Genomic DNA, 20,795 nt, shown 5'->3' on the forward strand with positions numbered 1-20,795 from the left:
AGGTTTGAAAATGCATAATCATCCTTGCAGTGATATATTCACTACATTATGAGTATGTGGCTAAAATGTTATTGGTCTCTCTATCCTAAAGGAGCTGTAGTATGGACACTAACCTGAAAATTGCGCTGATCACTGCTTTCTGCGCGCTGAGTGGTATCTTTGCATTTGCAACAGTTGCAATCGTTTTTTCATAACATTTGATTGCACGAAAATATTGGCTCTGTACAGGTGAGAAAGCGTAAACTGGGAGTATATATTTCCAAACGCCGTTGAGGTGCATGTGCAGGGCCCAAAAGACACTGAGTACTTCGCGTCTCTCGCAAACTCTATCATCCCGTCACCAACCTCTCTTAACGTGAAAGGACGTAAAAAACGTATAGCACTGGTCACCCAAGGGGGTGGGCAGAGAGGTATTTTTACTTCTGGCGTGCTCGACAGTTTTCTTGATGCAGGGTTTGATCCGTTTGAACTCTATATAGGTACTTCTGCGGGTGCGTTAAATATCTCTTCCTATATCACCCGTCAGCGTGGATTTGGTCACCACTTTATTACCCAATACACCACTAATGCGCGTTTTTTTAACCTTATAAAGTACGTTCGTCGCCAACAGTTTATGGATCTTGATTGGGCGCTGGAAATGGCGGACCCAGCAAATCCTGATGGGCTGAACATTGATAAAGCGAGGGAAATTCTGCTTGACCGGACCGCGTATGCCTGTGCAACCCATGCCCATACCCTAGAGCCCCATTACTTTCCGATGTTTGGGGAGAACTGGCTGGAAGTGTTAAAGGCAACCTGTGCGATTCCGATGCTCTACCCTTCTGCGGTAGAGATTGCGAACCAATATTATGTGGATGGTGGCGTAACAGGGGCGATACCTGCAAGAGAAGCGTTTAACCGTGGTGCGGATATTATCGTTGTGATCAGAACTGAACCTGTGCAGCAGGACAAAGCCCCGATGACCTCAGCGCTGGCGGAAAATTTGCGTAGCAGGGTGGAGAAACGGTTGCCGGAATACCTTGCCAGGCTGAACCTGGATGATCGGCTCGAAAAACTGGCGGATTTTCATCATCAGCTATCACAACGCCTTGAGGAAATTCGTCAGCGTTATTATAGAGAGAAAAAAATCGAACCGTTGTGGCACAAACTGCGGGATATAGTGCCATTGCAAAAACAGAAAAATGGTGGACGTTGGTTGTTTGGTGGCGATTCCATCTATCGGCTACAAGCATTGTCAGGACAAAAGCTGAGTGCAGACATGTTGGAAATGCTGACGCGTCACTTTCAAACCTATCAGGAGTCGGTAGCGTTTATGTCACATCCTCCTATTCGCACTGAACTTATCCAATTGGCCCCTAAACAGCCGCTTTTGAGCAATGCGCTGCTCAGTAAGCCTTCCCAACTGGAACATGATTACCAAGAGGGATTGGACGTCGGTCGCCAGTTTGTTGATGAGTGTGCGGTAATACTCAGTGACGTTTCAACGGTAAAAAGCCAAGTTTAAAACAGTAATTTGAACCTCAAGGAAGCAAGGTTGACTGAATTTGAGAAGATGCAACAGGGAAAACCCTACAGCCCGGCTGACCCAGAACTGACGCAGTTTCGCTATGCGTCGAGGAGGCTGTGTCAGGAGTTTAATACTATTGATCCTGCCGATGTAGAAGCCCACGAAATGGTCATCACCAAGCTTTTCGCTATTCGTGGCAAAGGCGTGGTGGTGGAAGCACCTTTCACCTGTTCATACGGAATGAACGTGAACATCGGCAACAATGTCGCTTTTGGCCCCAATTGCACCATCATTGACAGCGGGCACGTTGAAATCGGTAATAATGTACTGATTGGGCCAGGGGTTGGTATTTACACCATCACACAGGGGTTGCTGCCGCTGGAAGTACTGGACGGTGAACAAGAAATCTCGTTGCCTGTTATTATTGGCAACAATGTCGTTATCGGCGGCAATAGTGTGATTAAGGCAGGAGTGTCGATAGGTGAGGGCGCCGTGGTTGAAGCTGGCTCAGTGGTGGAAGGGGATATTGACCCTTTTTCTGTGGTGTCCGGCAACCCCGCAAACGTTGTGCGTCGCCTGCGTTGAAAGGTTGGCGAGTCGTTGGACTTCTGCTACGATTGCCCGCCAAAGCGGTAGAAATGTTATATTATAACAGTTTCACTCAGACAATGTTGATAGTGACCCAGACTTGGATCGGGTATTCCCCTCAAGGTAGGGGTGTTTGAGGTATACAAGGCAGTACACTTCAGCCGCTGCCGAACAAGAAGAGAATTGCAGTCGATGGCAAAAGTAAGAGCAAGAGTTTCTTTCAATGTGGGTGTCGGAAGTAAGATCCCAGCCGAGATCCTGTCATTTGATGGTTTGAATTCGGATAAAGAGCACGTTGCTATTATCTTCAAATGTGCCGATCAGCAACAAGGGGCGCCATTGGTTAGAATGCATTCTGAATGCCTCACAGGCGATGTGTTTCATTCTTCCCGTTGCGATTGTGGTGAACAGCTAGAAGAAACCATCCAGAAAATGGGTGAGCATGGCGGTATCCTGCTTTACCTTCGTCAGGAAGGACGTGGGATCGGGTTATACAACAAACTGGATGCCTACAAGCTACAAAGTCAGGGTATGAATACCTATGAAGCTAACAACCACCTTGGTTTCCCGGATGACTTACGCAGTTTTGAGGATGCGGCCGACATGTTGAAAGCGCTGGGTGTCGATACCATTCGCCTTATTACCAACAACCCTAAAAAAATTAAAGAGATCCAGGAGTTAGGTATTAAACTGGAAGCGGTGGTAGGCACACAGGCTCACCTGAAAGAGGGAAATAAGATGTACCTGAAAGCGAAAGTGTCTCACGGTCAGCACAAGCTGTCGTTTGATTAAATAACTGGCTTTTGGGGAGTAGAAAGCAGCGCATATCGCTGCTTTTTTACGTTCCATTGCCCCTGTGCCACTGATGGCGTGCTATTCAATATGATGAACAGTGTTTCGTGGCAGAATAATCAGGTCAATCATGGACATGTTTTCGCATTAGTTAATCTAATCTTTTTTATGATTTCTTATCGTGCTTGAAACACGTTTATTCTGTTGTTTATACCGTTATTCAACACTACACTCTGCGCAAAATTAGGGGTGGTGTTCCAGGTCAAAACAGACCGTATTATCGAAAACGTGAATTCTCTCTTTTCTACACCACTTCCTCACATAAAGAATTTTTAACGATTGCTTGCTGTAAGGAGTGTTGTCGGTGTCTTCATCAACGCCTCTCTCTAAGATTTTGTTCATGATCATCATTTTGGTTGCTGTCGGCCAGATGACACAGACCATGTATGTTCCTTCTATGACAATGATGGCGGACAGCTTTAACGTGTCGCCAGCGTTGTTACAGGCGGTGATGGCTTGCTATCTGATCCCCTATGGTTTGTCACAGTTTATCTATGGCCCTTTATCTGATCGATTTGGTCGTAAGCCGATCATTCTTATCGGGCTTGCCATTTACTTGCTGGGCACCGTTGTTACCCTGGTTGCCATGAACTACAACCTGTTTCTGCTGGGTACCGTGATCCAGGGGCTAGGTATTGGCTGCGGTGGTGCGATGGCGCGAACCCTGACTCGGGATTGCTTTGATGGCAGCCGTCTGCACAAAGCGAACAGTTTGGTCAGTATCGGTTTGATTTTCTCGCCCCTGATGGCGCCAGTAATCGGCGGGGTGCTCAGTACCCGTTTCGGCTGGGAAGCCAGCTATGTGTTCCTGTTTGTTCTGGCAGCTGTGGTTTACCTGATCATGATGTTGTGTTTCACGGAAACCTTGCCACCGGAAGCGCGCAGGCATGATTCAGTACTGAAAAGCTATCACCATGTCATGAGTAACCGTCGCTTTCAGGGTTACCTGATTTGTTTGATTGCTGTGTTTTCGGGAATTTCTGTGTTTGAAGCCGCCGCAGGAGTTTTGCTGGGTAGCACATTGGGACTCAGTGCCACGACCGTCAGTATGTTGTTTGTTCTGCCTTTGCCAGGCTTTATGATGGGCTCTTGGTTGTCGAGTGTAATAGAGCAGCGTATGTCTGCGGGAAAAACCCTGCTGGTAGGCTCAGTAGTGTTGCTATTGGGCGCATTGACCGTTGTTGTTCCAGGGTATTTCGTCACTGCCACAGTCGACACGTTGATTGGTGGTGCTTTTCTTTACTTTATGGGGGCTGGCCTGTTGTTTCCGGCTGCCACAACCGGTGCGATTTCACCTTTTCCACACCATGCAGGAACAGCAGGCGCGGTAATGGGGGGTGTTCAGAACATGGCTGCTGGCCTGTTTACGTTACTGGCAGCAAAGATGAACGTCAGCGATCAATTTTCACTGGGCGCTATTTTGCTGGCCATGACGGTAGTATCTGGGCTGGGTTTGCTGTTATGTCGCCGCCACAAGATAACAGCAAATACTACGGTCGTGGCGTAGTCAGATAATACAACCCGGCTGAAAAGTCCGTTATGTCAAGAAAAGGCAGAATATCCAACCGGATCTTCTGCTTTTTTATTCCCAATTTATGTGATGAAGGTCAGTGAAAGCTGTGAATTAATAATTTTGTCTATTTTGTAATTGCGAGCTTAGCCAAATTGAAGCAGTATGTTGTGCTTGTAGCGGAGCCTGACAGGAAAAGGAGGGCCTTGTTGCCTCCGCTGGAATATCCAAAAAGGCGGTAAACACGACATGAATGTAAACAGACAGTCTGATTGGCTGGGACACCCTCGCGGTCTGTTCCTTCTCTGTGGTACAGAGTTATGGGAACGTTTCTCCTTCTATGCAATGCGCGCCATCTTGGTGCTTTACCTCACAGATAAAACTATCAATGGCGGTCTTGGATGGACAACCCAGGATGCGTTGAATCTTTATGGTATTTATACAGGATTGGTCTACCTGACTCCGGTGCTGGGAGGATGGGTCGCTGACAATTTCCTTGGACAGCGTCGGTCTATCATTGCCGGTGGTGCATTGATGGCAATCGGTCAATTTACACTGGCGTTGCCAAATAGCGTTATCGACCCATTCGAGTTACAGGCATTTTATGTGGGCCTTGTGTTTCTCATTATCGGTAACGGCTTGTTCAAGCCGAATATTTCGACCATGGTTGGTCAGCTCTACAGAGACGGAGATAACCGCCGTGATGGAGCATTTACTATCTTCTACATGGGGATCAATCTGGGGTCGTTGCTGGCAGGTATTATCGCCGGTACGGTTTCCATGCATTATGGCTGGAAAGCGGGCTTTCTGTCTGCTGGTATCGGTATGTTACTGTCTTTGGTGATCCAGTTGGCTTTTGCCAATCGTCTTTTGGGTGATATCGGTATTGAGCCCGCAGCAAAAGCACACATGAACAAACTGGGAACCAATAAGAAACAACCACTGACGAAGGTTGAACGTGATCGACTGAAGGTGATTGTGGTGATGAGCTTGTTTGTGATCATCTTCTGGGCTGGTTTCGAGCAGGCTGGTGGCCTGATGAACATTTACTCTCAGGAATACACCGATCGTATGCTGGGCAGCTTTGAAGTGCCTGCGGCCTGGTTCCAGTCGTTGAACCCGATGTTCATTATTATTTTTGCACCAGTGTTGGCGGTATGCTGGCGACGCTTAGGAGCAAATGAACCCAGCTCACCGATTAAATTTGCTATGGCTATGGGTTTCCTGTCCCTGGGTTTTGTTTGTATGGTCGGTGCAGTCATGCAGCAAGGGAGCGACATGACAGCAAAGGCGTCGATGTGGTGGCTGGTTGGGGCGTATTTCTTCCATACCCTCGGTGAATTGTGTTTGTCTCCCATCGGATTGTCGCTGATCACCAAACTGGCACCGCTTCGTTTGATGTCAGTGATGATGGGAACCTGGTTCTGTGCCAACGCCGTGGCTAACTATGTGGCAGGCTTTATCGGTAGCCATGTGTCAGATGCTGGCCCTCTGGCTATTTTTGGTGGAATAGCAGCTACCGCAGCCATTGCTGGCGTGTCATTGATAGCATGTTCGAACAAATTGGTGAGCTGGATGCATGGGGCGGAAGGAAACCAACAGAATATTGACGAAACGTTGACAGAAAATGCGGCTTCCGCAGTTTAATATTTATCCAGTAAGCAGTATGTGCAAATATGTCACTCATTGAGTGGCATATTTGCTGTTGTTCAGCACAGAGTTTATAAAAACGTCGCAGATACTGTGTTATTGGTACTCTTGCCATTCGAGAGCATTGCTTTATACCTAGTGCTCTTATTATGATCTCTCATTCTTTGGTCAATCTTAGCTAAATATCATTACTCCCTCAGCCTTATATTCACACTAATTGCTTCTTACTGACTTGCTGTGCAGCACATGTTCGGCGAATCTGATCGGGATGAAACAACGGTAGTTGAAGGCTCCTCTGTGCCGACTGCCTTTCATATAAGAATTATCGGAAGAACAAATACATTGGAGTTAACGCCAAACCTGTTGCGAAGTAGGGACGGAAAGTTACGGGTCTCGGAGGAATATGGTGGTGCTGAGATGGCCGGGCTGCCTCTAGCTTTGAATAGCGAATAAAGGGACAGACCATGTCGGATATTATTGGGACAAATAACTCAGAGAGACTAAACGGTACATTTGGTGATGATTACATAGAAGGTCAAGATGGCAATGATGTTATCTATGGCGATGTGGGGGATTCAACGGGTACTGGCTATGTAGGTGCGGTGTTTGTTATGGGAGTAGATGTCGCTGCGAACAGTGGTGACTTTTACTATGCCTTCAATTCTCCACCAACACTCAGCTTTTCTGGTTCTGTAACAAACGTCACTTTTAAGGATGATGATGGACAGTTAAACGGCGATGATCGTTGCAATGAGTATTCAGATGACAAAACACAGACTGTTTTAATTGACGGCAATGAATATGGCGCTAACGTTGATTACCAACTGAAGTACAGTGATGCGTCTGGAAACATTTATACCTTTGCAGTGGTCGATGTTGATACTGATGGTAATGGTCACCATTACTGCAATGTTGGGGAGAATGGTAAAATTCTTATCCAAGTTGACGGCCCTGAAATTACGTCTTCAACGAGCCTTTCTCTGGTACCTAATTCTATCGAAAATGTCAGTAGTCTGGATTACACATCGTTGATGTCACCAGAAACCGATCAGAGCATTGGTGGTGATGATGTGATCACCGCTGGAAATGGCAATGATACAGTATATGGCCAAGGGGGGAATGACTATATCGAAGGCGATAACGGTCAGGACAAGCTTTTTGGTGGAGAGGGTGATGATATTATTTACGGCAATACAGCATCACCAAACTTCAATGACGAGCCGGCAGTAAACGTTTTTCAGTTGGGCTCTGATTTCACCGTATCTACCGGCGGCAATTTTCAAGGCTTCAATTTTCCTTCCACCTTGTCATTTGACGGCAGTACAACAAAGGTCACTTTTCAGGATGATGATGGCTACCTGAATGGTGATAACTATTGCAACGAATATTCCGATGACAAATCTCAGACGGTGACAATCGATGGTAATACCTACGCTGTGAATCTTGATTACACCCTCAAGTACTGTGATTCTGATGGCAATGTCTATCAATTCGCGATCCTAGATGTGGATTTGGATGGTAACGGTCACCATTACAATAGCCTCAATGAAAACGGCAACTTGTTGCTCCAACTGAGCGGCCCGGAAATCACGGATATGACGGATTTGTCTTTGGTACCGAACTCATATTGCGATATTAGCCACGTCCGTTATGACGGTATCTCCGAAGACATCACGGTTAAATTTAATGATGAAGACTATATCGATGGAGGTGCGGGTAACGATACGATCTATGGCCAGTGGGGTGATGATATTATCTATGGTGGAGAAGGTGATGATCTGATCTATGGAGGCCGGATTGGTCGCCAGACGGTTGAAATTGATCGTGGTACTGATGGGTATTGGGATATTAGCAATGGTGAGGCTGTCACCTTGGATTTGTCGCAAATCACCTCGAGCGCCAACTATGAAAATAGTGTTGGTTACTATGTGTTGGATGAAAATGGGCAAGTGTTGGAAGCCTATATCATGGTAGATAACGCGAAACAGGACAGTTCGGCGCAAACGGTCATCAATGTTGATGGTGCAACGCGTCTTGGTTTATTTATCATCCCTGGCGGTGACACCCTGGGCTTTAACGAAGGTGCTGTCACCTTGAGTTTTGCCAACGGGAGTCCACAGTTTGTTCAGGGTAACCTGTCAACAGGTGGTTATGTATCCGAATGGGGCAAGAACGGTGACCGTAAAGATCACGAAATCAACAGCGGAGAGAATTCCTGTTGGGAAGATCTCTGGTGTCTCGGTGACAAGGACTTTAATGATGTCATCATGAAAGTCAGCGCGACCCAGGTGATTGAGGAAAGTGATGCCGATACTATTTACGGTGGTGAAGGGAATGACACTATCTATGGCGGTGACGACAACGACCATATTATGGGTGGTGTGGGTGATGACATTCTTTATGGCAACGACGGTGATGACATTCTGGATGGGGGCGACGGAAATGACGTGCTATTTGGTGGCCCCGGTAAAGATACCCTGTTGGGCGGTGCTGGTGATGATATGTTACATGGCGGACCAGGTAGCGACGTGATCATTGATGGTGGCACAGGCGTGGATTATTATCGAGGCAGTAACGGTGATGATATGTTGATCTTCGGTCAGGACGACTTTGTCGGCCTGACGACGACGGAGACGGATGGTACTGTGATCAACAAGCATATGTATTATGGGGATACCGGTTTTGATACCTTGCTAGTTAAGGGTGATGCGATTGTAGATTTTACCGGTGAAGCCTACCAGACAGCTCCGACGGTGACAGGTAATGTGATGGCTCAGATTGAGGCTGTAATTGGAGATGAGGGCGATCAAGTGCTCTCGATCAATCCAAATGCTATTTACGCTCAATCAGACACCCCATTTGGTGAAGATCTGGGGACTCCGGACGACTGGGACGGTTTTATTGCTTATCTGGGTGAAGGTGATGATGCCTTTGATGTTGCCGGCATCCCCTGGAACTATGTTGACGATGGTGTCGTTAATGCAGCGATTTCCCCTGAAATGATCACCCTGATGGGGCTGACAGATGCTCAGGTTGGCGAGCTGAATGCGTATGTGTTCCAGCATGATTATCTTGATCGCAGTATTACTATTTGGACTGACGCTGAAACAGTGACCTTAAACGGTGAAGATCTCTTCTAACGTAACCCTGTGAAGACGATAAGGGCGACCACTGCGGGTCGCCCTTTGCTTTTCTATTTCCCATTGGGCTCATGTTCAAGGTACAACACCGTTGCCGCGACACGGGATTCCACACTCAGCTTTTTCAATAAGTTCTTTAAATGCACTTTCACCGTGGCTTCAGAGATATAGAGTGTTTCGGCAATCTGTTTATTGCGAAGCCCCTTGGCCACATGGCGCAGTATCTGCAGTTCTCTTTCAGTCAGCACACTGAGGGGAGAGGTGTGTTCACGGCTCTTTTCAAGATACGTGCGGACCTGTTCGCTGTAGGCTTTTTCTCCGGTCATGGCGGACTTCAATTGCATCACCAGCTCTTCAGGCTCACTGTCTTTGAGCAAGTAACCGTCTGCACCAGCCTGAACAATGGCATGAATGTCGTTGGGACTGTCAGACACTGTCAGGATCACAATCACTGCCGTACAGCCATCACTCCTGAGTGCTTTTAGGGTATCCAACCCAGACAAGCCTTTCATGTTGAGATCCAGAACAATCAGGTCCGGTTCGTTGCGTGATGCTTCTGCGATGGCATCTGCTCCGTTGCTTACTTCTGTCAGGAAAGAGAACTCGGGTTCATATTTCAACAATTGGCTGAGACCTTTTCTCATTAAGGGATGGTCATCAACCAACAGGACATTCCAGCTTGTCATCAGGTTACAGCTCCGTATTAGGGGTAATAGCCCCTAGTCAAGGTCAAACGTCAGGGTTACCTGGCACCCTTTCTCTGGTGCCGTTGTGATTTTCAGGTCGCCACCCAGCATGGATGAACGCTCCTGCATAATATTCAAGCCATAATGGTCAGGTTTTTCCTCAATAAGTGAAAAACCTACGCCATCGTCAGTGATGTCGACACATGCCTGGTGAGAGTGCTGGAAGCAGCGGACGGTAATATGTTCAGCCTTGGCATGCTTAATTGCGTTGGAGCAGGCTTCACGGATAATTTGAAGAATGTGCATTTGCCGCTGGGCATCCATAGAAAGTGTATCTAAATCCGAAGAAACCGTCAGTGTAGCTGTTGTTTGTCCTTGCAGGGTTTCAATCATTTCATGCAAGGCCAGGCCAAAATCCCCGTGAGAGAGGGAGAGTCGGAATGCTGTCAGGAGCTCTCTCAATTGGTCATAGGCAATACGTAACTGTTCGCTAATATCATGGGCGATGTCGTTGCAATCCTGCGCATTGATTAGCTTGAGGTGACGTTTAAGTAAACTGGTTTGTATTTTAAGGTATGACAATGACTGGGCGATGGAATCATGCAATTCCCGGGCAAGAGTGGCACGTTCTTCCATCACTGCAAGGTGCATGGCCTGCTTTTGGGCATGGTTGTAATACACGCCACGGGCGAGAATCGACGCTAGGTTGGAAAGCAGGTCATTATCGACAACATCCGGGTTGCCCTGCCATTTTAGTGTGCCGAATGATTCGCCATCCAGGATCAACGGCAGTTCAAACCACTCACATCCCTCGGGAAAACCGGCAGCTATCTCCCAGTCTGACTGGTTTTTGTTGTGCGCCTGAAGGCTCAGTGCCTTGACGCCATCTGCGTTAAGGGTGATAGCCAGCATTCTTTCAAAACTTTCGCGGTTCAGGAAAGTAGAGGAAAGCTGTTTGGAGCAATCGTAAAGGATATTCAATGATTGGTTAGCTTTGGTGAGTTTTTGGGTTTTTGTTGTGATTTTGTGTTCAAGGTCGGCGTAAAGGCCTTTCAACTCACTCGCCATCAGAGCGAAGCTGTTTGACAGAACACCCAGTTCATTATTTCTGGCGGGCGGTAACTCGGCATCGAACTCTCGGTTTTGGATTTGCTGGCTCGCTTTCACCAGCATATTGAGCGGGAAAACAATGCGTCTTTGGGTGTAGTGAATCAAGAACAGTACTAATGCCAGAATCAGGCCCAGTCCACCGCTGCCAACCATCGCCAACACTTGAAGCTTGTTCTCAGAGTGTTGTTGCAAGGCGAAAACAAACCTATCAATATCGTTCACGAACACACCAACCTGTTCGATATAAAACGCTCTGTCATCGCTTTCAAGCTCCGGGCGCAGCTTTATCCAGCGCTCAATGAGAGAGTGGTACCTTTCGCGGATTTCATCAGGCACAGTGAAATTATCAAGAATACGGAGTTCTGGTGCCAGTAATGACTGTTCGAAGTTATCAATATGTCCGGGCAGGCGGGAGGAGTCTAATACAATGTCGTAAGCCATACGGTAACTTTGCATGCGCAGTGAACCTGACGTATTGATTGCAGCGGCATCATTCAGGCTGGATGCCAACGTAAAAATCGCAAAGCCCGTGATAATGACGGCAAGGAACAGGATCCCTATCAGGGAGCGGGCAACGATAGTGGTAACAGATTGTTTAACGATAATATTTTTAATCGGGTCGGTCATGTTCCAATCAGGCTTGCTATTTTGATTTAATAATGTGATCTAGATCAATCAAATAAATTGATCTGGCGCAATGTCACCCATTATATACCCCCTAAGAGGTATATATGCATCTCACAAATCTTCCTAACTTGACCATACTTAAACCTTATTACCTTTAGTTATTGGTTACTTATGGTCGACACACGCCGTCGGTTTTTTCTAAGAAGCAAAGCTAAGACCAGAGTAAACCCTTTACCTTGGATTGCAGACTGGGAAAGTTTCACCGAACAATGCACCCGTTGTGGCGATTGTATTCGCGCATGCGAAGCAAACGTGATTGTCAATGGTGATGGCGGTTTTCCTACTATCGACTTTAGCCGGGGCGAATGCACCTTCTGTTATGCCTGCGCAGCGAAATGTCCAGAGCCGCTGTTTAAAGCTAAATCTGCCAAGCCTTGGGATCTGATTGCCACTATCAACGACCAATGCCTGACACGAAATGGCGTCGAGTGCAGAAGTTGCTCCGATGCCTGTGAAACCCGCGCAATAAAGTTCCAACTCACGCTGGGTCAGGTTGCCCAACCTACGTTAAATCTACAGGACTGCACAGGGTGCGGTGCTTGCATTGTGCCTTGTCCTGTCAATGCCATTGCCATGGAGAACATCAGCAATGAATGAATATCACGTAAGCAGCCTCATCGTCCACACGGTAGCTGACCAAATGGGCAGTGTCATTGAAAGGATTGAAAAAATCCCAGGTGCAGAAGTGCCGGCATCAAATGAAGCAGGAAAGCTGGTTGTTGTTATTGAGGGTACAAGCCGTGGCGGCTTGTTGGAAAAGTTTGAAGAAATTAAGGCGCTGCCGGGAGTATTGGCCGCGACACTTGTGTTTCATCAGGTCGAGGAAGAAGAACCTGATCTGACGTTGGAAGGAGTGGGAAGATGACCCTGACAAGACGAAATTTTTTAAAGGCTAACGCGGCAGCGGCAGCGGCAAGTGCAGCGGGGATCACGTTGCCTGTGTCTATTGCCCAGGCTGCGGGTGCAGATAATGAAGTCAAATGGGACAAAGCGCCTTGCCGGTTTTGCGGTACAGGTTGCGGCATTTTGGTCGGTACCCAGAATGGTCGAGTGGTGGCATCCCAAGGGGATCCGGATGCGCCGGTAAACCGCGGCTTGAACTGTATCAAAGGCTACTTTTTGCCGAAGATCATGTACGGGAAAGATCGCCTGACACAACCATTGCTTCGTAAGAAAAATGGTGTGTACGACAAAGAAGGTGAATTCACGCCAGTCAGCTGGGATGAAGCGCTGGACATCATGGCCGAGAAATTTAAAACCGCTATTCAAACCAATGGTCCAACGACCGTCGGTATGTTTGGTTCAGGCCAATGGACCGTCTGGGAAGGTTATGCCGCAGCCAAATTGATGAAAGCGGGTTTCCTGTCAAATAATATCGACCCGAATGCGCGTCACTGTATGGCGTCTGCGGTGGTGGGTTTCATGCGTACGTTTGGTATGGATGAACCGATGGGGTGTTACGATGACCTTGAGCATGCAGATGCGTTTGTCCTTTGGGGATCAAACATGGCAGAAATGCACCCGATCCTTTGGTCACGTCTTACCGACCGCCGTTTGTCTGCCGATCACGTAAAAGTCGCCGTACTTTCCACCTTCGAACACCGCAGCTTCGAACTGGCAGATAACGGCATAATCTTCACGCCGCAGACTGACCTTGCCATTCTCAATTTTATCGCCAACTACATCATTCAAAACGACAAAGTTGATAAATCATTCATTGAAAAACACGTCAATTTCCGCAAGGGTGCGACTGATATCGGTTACGGGCTGAGACCGACCCATGAGCTCGAGAAAAAAGCCAAGAATGCAGGCAGTGGTGCGTCTGAAGAAATTGATTTTGATGCCTTCGCTAAATTTGTCGCTGATTATGATGTTGAGTCTGTCTCCAAATTGTCTGGCGTGCCGGAAGATCAGTTGATCGCACTGGCTGAACTGTATGCCAACCCAGAAACCAACGTGGTTTCTTATTGGACAATGGGCTTTAACCAGCATACCCGTGGTGTGTGGTGTAACAACCTCGTTTACAACATTCACTTACTGACTGGCAAAATCTCTAAGCCGGGATGTGGTCCTTTCTCTTTGACTGGTCAACCCTCTGCATGTGGTACAGCGCGTGAAGTCGGTACATTTGCACATCGCCTGCCAGCAGACATGGTGGTGGCAAACCCGAAACACCGGGCGATGGCAGAAAAAATCTGGAAACTGCCAGAAGGCACCATTCCACCCAAGCCGGGATACCACGCGGTATTGCAAGATCGCATGCTGAAAGATGGCAAGCTGAACGTGTACTGGGTGATGTGTAATAACAACATGCAAGCGGGCCCGAACATTAACGAAGAACGTTTGCCGGGGTATCGCGATCCTCGTAACTTCATCATTACGTCCGATCCTTACCCAACGGTCACGGCTATGGCATCTGACCTTATTCTGCCAACAGCGATGTGGGTGGAAAAAGAAGGTGCTTACGGAAACGCAGAACGACGCACCCAGTTCTGGTATCAACAAATTAAAGCACCAGGTGAAGCGAAATCTGACCTTTGGCAAATTGTTGAGTTGTCTAAACGCATCAAAGTCGGTGAGGTATGGCCTGCTGAGTTAGTGGCGAAGGTGCCGGAATACAAGGACAAGACCTTGTTCGATATCTTATTCGCAAACGGTCAGGTTGACCGGTTCAAACTGGACGAAATCCCATCTGATCGACTGAATGATGATGCGCGCGCAGCGGGCTTCTACATCCAAAAAGGCTTGTTCGAAGAATACGCGACGTTTGGACGCGGTAAAGCGCATGATTTAGCGCCTTTTGATATGTACCACCAGGCACGTGGCCTCCGTTGGCCAGTGGTGGATGGCAAAGAGACCTTATGGCGCTATTCGGAAGGTCATGACCCGTATGTGAAAGAAGGGGAAGAGTTTGCTTTCTACGGTAAGCCGGATAAAAAAGCGGTTATCTTCGCTCTGCCTTACGAACCTGCGGCTGAATCACCGGACGAGGAATTTGACTTGTGGCTGTCAACCGGTCGGGTGCTTGAGCACTGGCATACTGGCACGATGACACGACGCGTTCCTGAGCTCTATAAAGCGTTCCCTGATGCTGTTGTTTATATGCATCCTCTTGATGCCAAGAAACGTGGATTACGTCGGGGCGATGTTGTGAAAGTGATCTCCCGCCGGGGTGAAGTGGCGACACACGTTGAAACCCGGGGAAGAAACCGCGTGCCACAAGGTCTGGTCTTTATGCCATTTTTCGATGCGAGTCAGTTAGTGAATAAACTGACATTGGATGCCACCGATCCTTTGTCAAAAGAAACTGACTACAAAAAATGCGCTGTGAAGGTTGTTAAGGCGTAGCAGGCAGTCACAGCATGAAGAAGTCAGCCCCTAACCAAAAGAACTGTGACAATGTGAAGTCACCTTCTGACAGTAGTCGCCGCCGCTTCCTGCGTGATGCGGCGCGAACGGCTGCTGGAGCAGGTGTTGCTGTTACCGTTTTAGGGTTGCAATCGAAACAAAGCCAGGCGAGCAGCGGTATCCCCATTCGCCCGCCAGGTGCATTAGAAGAACCTGCGTTTCTTAATGCCTGCATTCGGTGCGGTCTTTGTGTCCGGGGTTGTCCTTACGACACATTGAAGCTGGCAACACTGCTGTCACCTGTTGCAACTGGCACACCGTATTTTGATGCACGCTCAGTGCCATGCGAAATGTGCGAAGACATTCCGTGTGTAAAAGCCTGTCCATCAGGTGCACTGGATCCGTCATTGACGGACATTACCAAGGCAAAAATGGGTACAGCGGTACTTATCGATCATGAAAACTGCCTGAACTGGCAGGGGCTGAGATGTGATGTGTGTTATCGCGTTTGTCCCCTTATCGATGAAGCCATCACGCTGGAACCCATGCATAACCAACGTACAGGTAAACACGCCAAACTGATCCCTATGGTTCACGCCGAGTTCTGCACAGGCTGCGGCCTGTGTGAACACGCCTGCGTTTTAGAAGAAACCGCCATTAAGGTAGTTCCGACAACGCTGGCACGTGGTGAACTGGGGCATCATTACCGCTTTGGCTGGAAAGAGCAGGAAGCGAACAATGGGGAAGCCCTGGTTCCACGCAATCTGACGTTACCAGCCCGAACGCCGGGGGAGGGGAACTGATGGCGAAGAATCTGGCGATAGATGCAGGTAAAGCGGCAGTAAAAAGGCTGGGATGGTGGCGAGCCCACCGTTTTCTTATCTTGCGGCGCCTTACCCAACTTGCTGTGTTGCTGGCGTTTTGGACGGGCCCCTTGTGGGATGTCTGGATCCTCAAAGGCAACCTGTCAGGAAGTGTGCTGTTGGACGTTATTCCATTTACCGATCCGTTGATAGCAGCGCAATCGCTGGCCTCGGGACATTGGTTTGAGTTTGAGGCCTGGCTTGGGCTTGCTGTCATCGTGGGGCTTTATGCATTGATTGCACCGCGCGCGTTTTGTGGGTGGGTTTGTCCGATGAATGTGGTGACTGATTTTGCCGCCTGGCTGAGACGGAAAACCGGTATCAAAGCCTCATTCCACTGGAATAAATCGCTACGCTACTGGCTTCTCGCTGCCATTGTTATCGGCAGCGCACTGTCTGGGACATTGGTTTGGACATGGCTGGATCCAGTGAGTGCATTGCAGCGAAGCCTAATCTTTGGTGCGGGTGCAGGACTCTGGCTGGTTCTGAGTGTTTTCGTGATTGATTTGGTGTTGGTTGAGCATGGTTGGTGTGGTCACTTGTGCCCGTTGGGCGCAACGTATGCACTGATGGGTTCAAAAAGCATCATGCGGGTGAAAGCGGTAAACCGTGATGCCTGCACCAAGTGTATGGACTGCTTCAATGTGTGCCCGGAGCCACAGGTATTACGTCAACCGCTGAAAGCGGGAGACACAAGAGTTTTGGACAAAGATTGCATGAGCTGCGGTCGTTGTATCGATGTATGTGCGGAACAGGTTTTAGGATTCAGAAAAAGAATTGGAGCCGATAATGAAAAATAAATTAACGTTTTCGCTGGTGCTGGCTGTGTTACTAGGCAGCGTGACAGTGGCGGCAGAGGAAGATGGAACCGGTATAAAGTCGCTGCGTGGCGCGACAGAGATTGGTGAGACGAATGTAGCGCCGGGCATAAAAAGCGTCCCTAAAAACCAGGATCGTTTCAGCCTTAACTATGTCAATCAGCCACCGATGATCCCTCACGCCATTGATGGGTATCAGGTCAATCAATCCAATAATGCCTGTTTGCAGTGCCATGATGTAGATGTATACCGTAAAACTGGGGCTCCACGTGTTAGCCCAACGCACTTTATGGACAGAGACAACAAAGTACTGACAGAAATTTCACCGCGACGTTATTTCTGTCTGCAGTGCCATGTTCCCCAGGCATACACCGACGAATTGGTTGAGAACGAGTTTGTTCCTGCCGGTAAGTTTGGCAAGTAGGAGGTGATAATGAAAGTACCGGGATTTATCACCAAATTCTGGACTTGGTTCAGAACGCCGAGTGGTATGGCTATCGGCAGCGTGCTGACACTGGGCTTCATCGCGGGGATTATTTTCTGGGGTGGATTTCACACCGGCCTGGAGATGACCAACCGTGAAGAGTTCTGCATTAGCTGCCATGAAATGCGTGACAACGTTTACGAGGAATATGTAAGTACTATTCACTACAGTAACCGCAGCGGTGTGAGGGCAACTTGTCCGGATTGTCACGTGCCGAAAGAATGGGGCCCCAAGATGATTCGAAAAATCCAAGCGAGTAAAGAGCTTTATGCTAAAGCGTTTGGTATTGTCGATACGCCGAAGAAATTTGAAGATCACCGTTTAGAAATGGCGACCCGTGAATGGAACCGGATGAAAGCGAACGACTCTCAAGAATGTCGGAACTGTCACAACTTTGAATTTATGGATCTTAGTGTACAAAAATCTGTGGCGGCATCTGTTCATGATAAAGCAGAAGAAGCAGGACAAACCTGTATTGATTGCCACAAGGGAATCGCGCACAACCTTCCTCGCGACTATGATGCGTCGAAAGAGTTCAAGTTTTAACTTGCCAACGGGCCAGCGGGCGTTTTTGCTGGCCCAATTTTTTCTTGTGTCCGGTTATGCGGCACGCTTCCATAGTAAGTGACAGAATTTCTGCTCAGGATCGCGGCTAAGTAGCATTCTCACCAGAACATCATCCAGCACATCATTTGTTGTCAAACCAATACGGACTTCTACAAATACGTCACGATCAACATCAAATCCCACGTGTTCTTCCCAGTCACTTTCAGCGTCCACTGCCACTCCGGCGCCTTCCTCATCAAAGCGTGCTTGATAGGCAAGCAGGTCGTCGTATTCCAGGTTGTCTTCCGCCATTTCGTAGAAAATATCAAACGCGGTTTCCAATGTCTCATCAATAGAAAGTAGTGAGGCTTCCATCGCTGTTCTCTCAGGACTGTAATGTTTTTTGCTATTAGAGCATGGCCGCGTTGTTTTCCCAATTACTGTGATATCCGTTTGGTTATAAAGGCACCACTGAACCCGCTATAACGGTAAAATAGGTTTAAAATGTATAAATTGTTGAAAACACACTTATTGAGGACATTTTTTGTACCAAAACACGCCCCGAGGAGCCTTGTTACCTGAATTGGACAATGAACGGCCTTTCCAGTCCGCGTACGTCGAATCTATCGCGATGGCGATAAGACAAATCCGGGCTGTAACAGGTGAATTGTTTCACAGTCTTTACCTGTCAGGAGAGGTAGCACGCCGTGAAGCTGGTGACACGGCCGATTTGTCGCTGACGCTGGTCTGTACACGTTCCCTGAATGTTCAGGAATATGCTGCCCTGAACACAGTGCGCTGGAGAATTGAGCAGGGCAGTGATGTGATTACGCGTGTGCAGATTGATACCGTGCCGCTAAAAGATGTAACGGATTTGACCAATATCTTTCGGTGGGGCTTTTTCCTGAAACACTGTGTGGTTTGTCTTTGTGGTGATAACCTCGGCAAAAGCTTTGGCCATTTTGAAGTAAGCTGGGAAGTGTCCAAAGCGATGAATGGGGATTTATCCGCGAGGATAAAAGCGTTGAGGCAGAAAATTGCCCGAGCGACCCACTGGGGAACCCAGCTTGATGTAGCACAAGAAATGGCGGAGATGCTGATCCGGGCCAGCTTTGGGCTAGTGGCTCACAAAGAGAAAACATGGGCGTTTGACCTCAAGTCAGCCTCTGAAACCTTCCTGATGCATTATCCGGGCAAGACGCTGGAAATAGAACGGCTTTTCTATTTAGTTGAGCGCAAGCCTGTCAAGAAGCGGGCTGTGGTGGTGCTGTTTGACAATTTTAGCCAATGGCTTGTGTCTGAGTACGCACGTATAGATAGGAAAATTGGTTAATTATTCACTGTTGCAGTAAAGATTTTCCGGTTAGATGGGGCGATGCCCGAACAGCCTTTCGCTGTAAAGATGCAGTAGAATTTACAAACAATCAACACAAATTGCGCCAAAAATAGACAGATAATGATTTTGATGTGGTCAATTGAACCTTCCTGGGTAATTTATTCAATATAAATGACTATTTATTGTTTACATACCAAATGGGTTGCATTACTCTTTCGCTCAATTAGTCACATTTTGTGAATATCTATTTGTCTTAACGCATTGCCCAGGAAGTATCGCTATGCAAAACACAGAAGAAATAACTACATCGAAATCATCAACAAGGAACCTGTTGATGTTCCTTATCCCGTCGCTGCTGGGTGTTTTGCTGTTTATGACACCAATCATGATTGATGGCGGTTTTACTATCCCCATTGCGGTTCTGGCTAAATCCTTACTTAATGTGTTAGGTCAACATGCAACTGTTATTGTTACCACCATCATTTTGTTCAGTGCTATTGGTTCTGTACTGGCCTTGATAACCAAGCCGCGTGTTATCACCAAATCCCCATTCCTGTCCGGCCTCTTTTTACCTACACCTGTTTGGCTGACAGTACGTTTGCTTGGTGCAGCGTTTGTGCTGATGGCGTTTTGGGGTTTTGGCCCTGAACATGTGACCGGTGGATCGACCGGAGGGTTTGTGCTTGCTGATCTTCTGCCAACATTGCTTTCTGTCTTTATTTTCGCAGGTCTGTTCTTACCATTATTGACGAATTTTGGTTTGCTTGAATTGATCGGCACATTCATGACTAAAATCATGCGTCCACTGTTTGGGTTGCCGGGGCGCTCAGCGGTTGATTGCGCAAGTTCATGGCTGGGTGATGGCAGTGTGGCTATTCTGATGTCAAGCAAGCAGTACGAACAGGGTTATTACACCGAACGCGAAGCGGCGATCGTTGGCACAACGTTCTCTGTTGTGTCTATCAGCTTCAGCTTGGTCGTAATTGCACAGGTTGGCTTAGAGCACATGTTTGTACCTTTCTATCTGACTGTGTGTCTGGCGGGTTTTGTTGCGGCAATCATTGTTCCGCGTCTGCCTCCACTATGTTGGAAGAAAGACACCCTGTTTAATGGCGAAGAAAAAACCGTTGAGCATGAGTCGTTACCAGAGGGTGAAACTGTTTTCTCTTACGGTGTAAAAAGTGCATTGACCCGTGCATCCCATATCCGTTCATTGCGCGATGTGTTGAAAGAAGGCTTGGAAAACGCCGCGGACATGGTATTTGGCGTGCTGCCTGTTGTGATGGCAATCGGTACCTTGGCGCTTATCATTGCGGAGTACACCTCAATATTCACCATCCTTGGTGCGCCATTTGTTCCGCTGCTGGAAATGCTGCATATACCAGAAGCGGTGGCGGCTTCTGAAACCATGCTGGTCGGTATCGCAGACATGTTTATTCCTGCAGTGCTTGCAGCGAACATTGATAGCGACATGACCCGTTTCGTGGTAGCAAGCCTGTCAGTGACCCAATTGATTTATATGTCAGAAGTCGGTGCGTTATTGCTGGGAAGTAAAATACCGGTAAAACTGTGGGAGCTGGTGATGATCTTTATCCTACGTACCTTGGTTACTTTGCCCGTGATTGCCGGTGTTGCCCATCTGATTTTCTGATTGATGCTTTTGGCAAATT

The 20,795-nt window shown here is 47.9% G+C and carries 19 protein-coding genes and 1 riboswitch; of the genes, 16 read left to right on the forward strand and 3 right to left on the reverse strand.

Annotation, left to right across the window (positions count from 1 at the left end; translation table 11 throughout):
• Positions 1–101: 101 nt before the first annotated feature.
• The 7 genes from cydH to AC6IB1_RS08760 all read left to right on the forward strand — a co-directional run bounded on the left by cydH (position 102) and on the right by AC6IB1_RS08760 (position 9,247).
• Positions 102–194, forward strand: a complete 93-nt coding sequence (gene cydH, locus AC6IB1_RS08730; protein ID WP_104439932.1) for a cytochrome bd-I oxidase subunit CydH — start codon at positions 102–104, stop codon at positions 192–194.
• An 86-nt stretch (positions 195–280) separates the two neighbouring features.
• Positions 281–1,504 carry a patatin-like phospholipase family protein gene (locus tag AC6IB1_RS08735; RefSeq protein WP_497568689.1) on the forward strand — a complete coding sequence of 408 codons (1,224 nt, stop codon included), beginning with the start codon at positions 281–283 and terminating at the stop codon, positions 1,502–1,504.
• Positions 1,505–1,534: 30 nt separating this feature from the next.
• Positions 1,535–2,092, forward strand: coding sequence for a sugar O-acetyltransferase (locus AC6IB1_RS08740; protein WP_497568690.1), 558 nt, complete (start codon positions 1,535–1,537; stop codon positions 2,090–2,092).
• Between the two features lie 195 nt (positions 2,093–2,287).
• Positions 2,288–2,887 (forward strand): GTP cyclohydrolase II, encoded by a 600-nt coding sequence (locus AC6IB1_RS08745; RefSeq protein WP_005505684.1) that lies wholly within the window; start codon positions 2,288–2,290, stop codon positions 2,885–2,887.
• A gap of 364 nt (positions 2,888–3,251) precedes the next feature.
• A complete protein-coding gene (emrD, locus tag AC6IB1_RS08750; RefSeq protein WP_497568691.1) occupies positions 3,252–4,454 on the forward strand; it encodes a multidrug efflux MFS transporter EmrD in 1,203 nt (400 codons plus the stop codon).
• A gap of 252 nt (positions 4,455–4,706) precedes the next feature.
• Positions 4,707–6,104: a peptide MFS transporter gene (locus AC6IB1_RS08755; protein WP_497568692.1), complete on the forward strand. Its 1,398-nt coding sequence runs from the start codon at positions 4,707–4,709 to the stop codon at positions 6,102–6,104.
• 346 nt (positions 6,105–6,450) lie between these two features.
• Positions 6,451–6,541: riboswitch (cyclic di-GMP riboswitch) on the forward strand.
• A 30-nt stretch (positions 6,542–6,571) separates the two neighbouring features.
• Positions 6,572–9,247: a calcium-binding protein gene (locus tag AC6IB1_RS08760; protein ID WP_497568693.1), complete on the forward strand. Its 2,676-nt coding sequence runs from the start codon at positions 6,572–6,574 to the stop codon at positions 9,245–9,247.
• A 53-nt stretch (positions 9,248–9,300) separates the two neighbouring features.
• On the opposite strand, the gene AC6IB1_RS08765 is transcribed toward AC6IB1_RS08760, so the two are convergent.
• Both AC6IB1_RS08765 and narQ read right to left on the reverse strand, forming a co-directional pair.
• Positions 9,301–9,933 (reverse strand): response regulator, encoded by a 633-nt coding sequence (locus AC6IB1_RS08765; protein ID WP_497568694.1) that lies wholly within the window; start codon positions 9,931–9,933, stop codon positions 9,301–9,303.
• A gap of 33 nt (positions 9,934–9,966) precedes the next feature.
• On the reverse strand, positions 9,967–11,670 hold the full coding sequence (gene narQ / locus AC6IB1_RS08770) for a nitrate/nitrite two-component system sensor histidine kinase NarQ (RefSeq protein WP_497568695.1): 1,704 nt from the start codon (positions 11,668–11,670) through the stop codon (positions 9,967–9,969).
• Positions 11,671–11,841: 171 nt separating this feature from the next.
• Between narQ and napF the strand changes: the two genes are divergently transcribed.
• Genes napF through napC form a run of 7 tightly spaced genes read left to right on the forward strand, consistent with a single transcriptional unit; the run spans position 11,842 to position 17,789 of the window.
• Positions 11,842–12,327 carry a ferredoxin-type protein NapF gene (gene napF / locus AC6IB1_RS08775; RefSeq protein ID WP_497568696.1) on the forward strand — a complete coding sequence of 162 codons (486 nt, stop codon included), beginning with the start codon at positions 11,842–11,844 and terminating at the stop codon, positions 12,325–12,327.
• Complete coding sequence (locus AC6IB1_RS08780) at positions 12,320–12,595, forward strand: chaperone NapD (RefSeq protein ID WP_497568697.1); 276 nt, start codon at positions 12,320–12,322, stop codon at positions 12,593–12,595. The genes napF and AC6IB1_RS08780 overlap by 8 nt, the downstream gene beginning before the upstream one ends.
• On the forward strand, positions 12,592–15,078 hold the full coding sequence (napA, locus tag AC6IB1_RS08785; RefSeq protein WP_497568698.1) for a nitrate reductase catalytic subunit NapA: 2,487 nt from the start codon (positions 12,592–12,594) through the stop codon (positions 15,076–15,078). Before AC6IB1_RS08780 ends, napA begins: the two co-directional genes overlap by 4 nt.
• Before the next feature lie 14 nt (positions 15,079–15,092).
• Positions 15,093–15,881 (forward strand): ferredoxin-type protein NapG, encoded by a 789-nt coding sequence (gene napG, locus AC6IB1_RS08790; RefSeq protein ID WP_497568699.1) that lies wholly within the window; start codon positions 15,093–15,095, stop codon positions 15,879–15,881.
• Entirely contained in the window at positions 15,881–16,741 is an 861-nt protein-coding gene (gene napH / locus AC6IB1_RS08795) for a quinol dehydrogenase ferredoxin subunit NapH (protein ID WP_497568700.1), read from the forward strand. Before napG ends, napH begins: the two co-directional genes overlap by 1 nt.
• Complete coding sequence (locus tag AC6IB1_RS08800) at positions 16,731–17,183, forward strand: nitrate reductase cytochrome c-type subunit (RefSeq protein WP_497568701.1); 453 nt, start codon at positions 16,731–16,733, stop codon at positions 17,181–17,183. The genes napH and AC6IB1_RS08800 overlap by 11 nt, the downstream gene beginning before the upstream one ends.
• Positions 17,184–17,192: 9 nt before the next feature.
• On the forward strand, positions 17,193–17,789 hold the full coding sequence (gene napC, locus AC6IB1_RS08805; protein ID WP_497568702.1) for a cytochrome c-type protein NapC: 597 nt from the start codon (positions 17,193–17,195) through the stop codon (positions 17,787–17,789).
• Positions 17,790–17,843: 54 nt separating this feature from the next.
• Here the strand turns inward: napC and AC6IB1_RS08810 are convergent, their stop codons facing one another.
• Complete coding sequence (locus AC6IB1_RS08810; RefSeq protein WP_497568703.1) at positions 17,844–18,164, reverse strand: HI1450 family dsDNA-mimic protein; 321 nt, start codon at positions 18,162–18,164, stop codon at positions 17,844–17,846.
• Between the two features lie 169 nt (positions 18,165–18,333).
• Here AC6IB1_RS08810 and AC6IB1_RS08815 point away from each other — a divergent pair, with 169 nt between their 5' ends.
• Entirely contained in the window at positions 18,334–19,122 is a 789-nt protein-coding gene (locus tag AC6IB1_RS08815; protein ID WP_497568704.1) for a hypothetical protein, read from the forward strand.
• A 283-nt stretch (positions 19,123–19,405) separates the two neighbouring features.
• Positions 19,406–20,776 carry a nucleoside recognition domain-containing protein gene (locus tag AC6IB1_RS08820; protein WP_497568705.1) on the forward strand — a complete coding sequence of 457 codons (1,371 nt, stop codon included), beginning with the start codon at positions 19,406–19,408 and terminating at the stop codon, positions 20,774–20,776.
• Positions 20,777–20,795: the final 19 nt, after the last annotated feature.

Source organism: Grimontia sp. THUN1695 (genome assembly GCF_059704325.2).

Excerpts from the sequence above, each read along its gene's own strand:
- napF (WP_497568696.1), top strand. The coding sequence starts at position 11,842 with ATGGTCGACACACGCCGTCGGTTTTTTCTAAGAAGCAAAGCTAAGACC.
- AC6IB1_RS08820 (WP_497568705.1), top strand. The coding sequence starts at position 19,406 with ATGCAAAACACAGAAGAAATAACTACATCGAAATCATCAACAAGGAAC.
- AC6IB1_RS08760 (WP_497568693.1), top strand. The coding sequence starts at position 6,572 with ATGTCGGATATTATTGGGACAAATAACTCAGAGAGACTAAACGGTACA.
- AC6IB1_RS08755 (WP_497568692.1), top strand. The coding sequence starts at position 4,707 with ATGAATGTAAACAGACAGTCTGATTGGCTGGGACACCCTCGCGGTCTG.
- AC6IB1_RS08745 (WP_005505684.1), top strand. The coding sequence starts at position 2,288 with ATGGCAAAAGTAAGAGCAAGAGTTTCTTTCAATGTGGGTGTCGGAAGT.
- AC6IB1_RS08810 (WP_497568703.1), bottom strand. The coding sequence starts at position 18,164 with ATGGAAGCCTCACTACTTTCTATTGATGAGACATTGGAAACCGCGTTT.
- AC6IB1_RS08765 (WP_497568694.1), bottom strand. The coding sequence starts at position 9,933 with ATGACAAGCTGGAATGTCCTGTTGGTTGATGACCATCCCTTAATGAGA.
- napG (WP_497568699.1), top strand. The coding sequence starts at position 15,093 with ATGAAGAAGTCAGCCCCTAACCAAAAGAACTGTGACAATGTGAAGTCA.
- napC (WP_497568702.1), top strand. The coding sequence starts at position 17,193 with ATGAAAGTACCGGGATTTATCACCAAATTCTGGACTTGGTTCAGAACG.
- cydH (WP_104439932.1), top strand. The coding sequence starts at position 102 with ATGGACACTAACCTGAAAATTGCGCTGATCACTGCTTTCTGCGCGCTG.
- napA (WP_497568698.1), top strand. The coding sequence starts at position 12,592 with ATGACCCTGACAAGACGAAATTTTTTAAAGGCTAACGCGGCAGCGGCA.
- narQ (WP_497568695.1), bottom strand. The coding sequence starts at position 11,670 with ATGACCGACCCGATTAAAAATATTATCGTTAAACAATCTGTTACCACT.
- AC6IB1_RS08780 (WP_497568697.1), top strand. The coding sequence starts at position 12,320 with ATGAATGAATATCACGTAAGCAGCCTCATCGTCCACACGGTAGCTGAC.
- napH (WP_497568700.1), top strand. The coding sequence starts at position 15,881 with ATGGCGAAGAATCTGGCGATAGATGCAGGTAAAGCGGCAGTAAAAAGG.
- AC6IB1_RS08800 (WP_497568701.1), top strand. The coding sequence starts at position 16,731 with ATGAAAAATAAATTAACGTTTTCGCTGGTGCTGGCTGTGTTACTAGGC.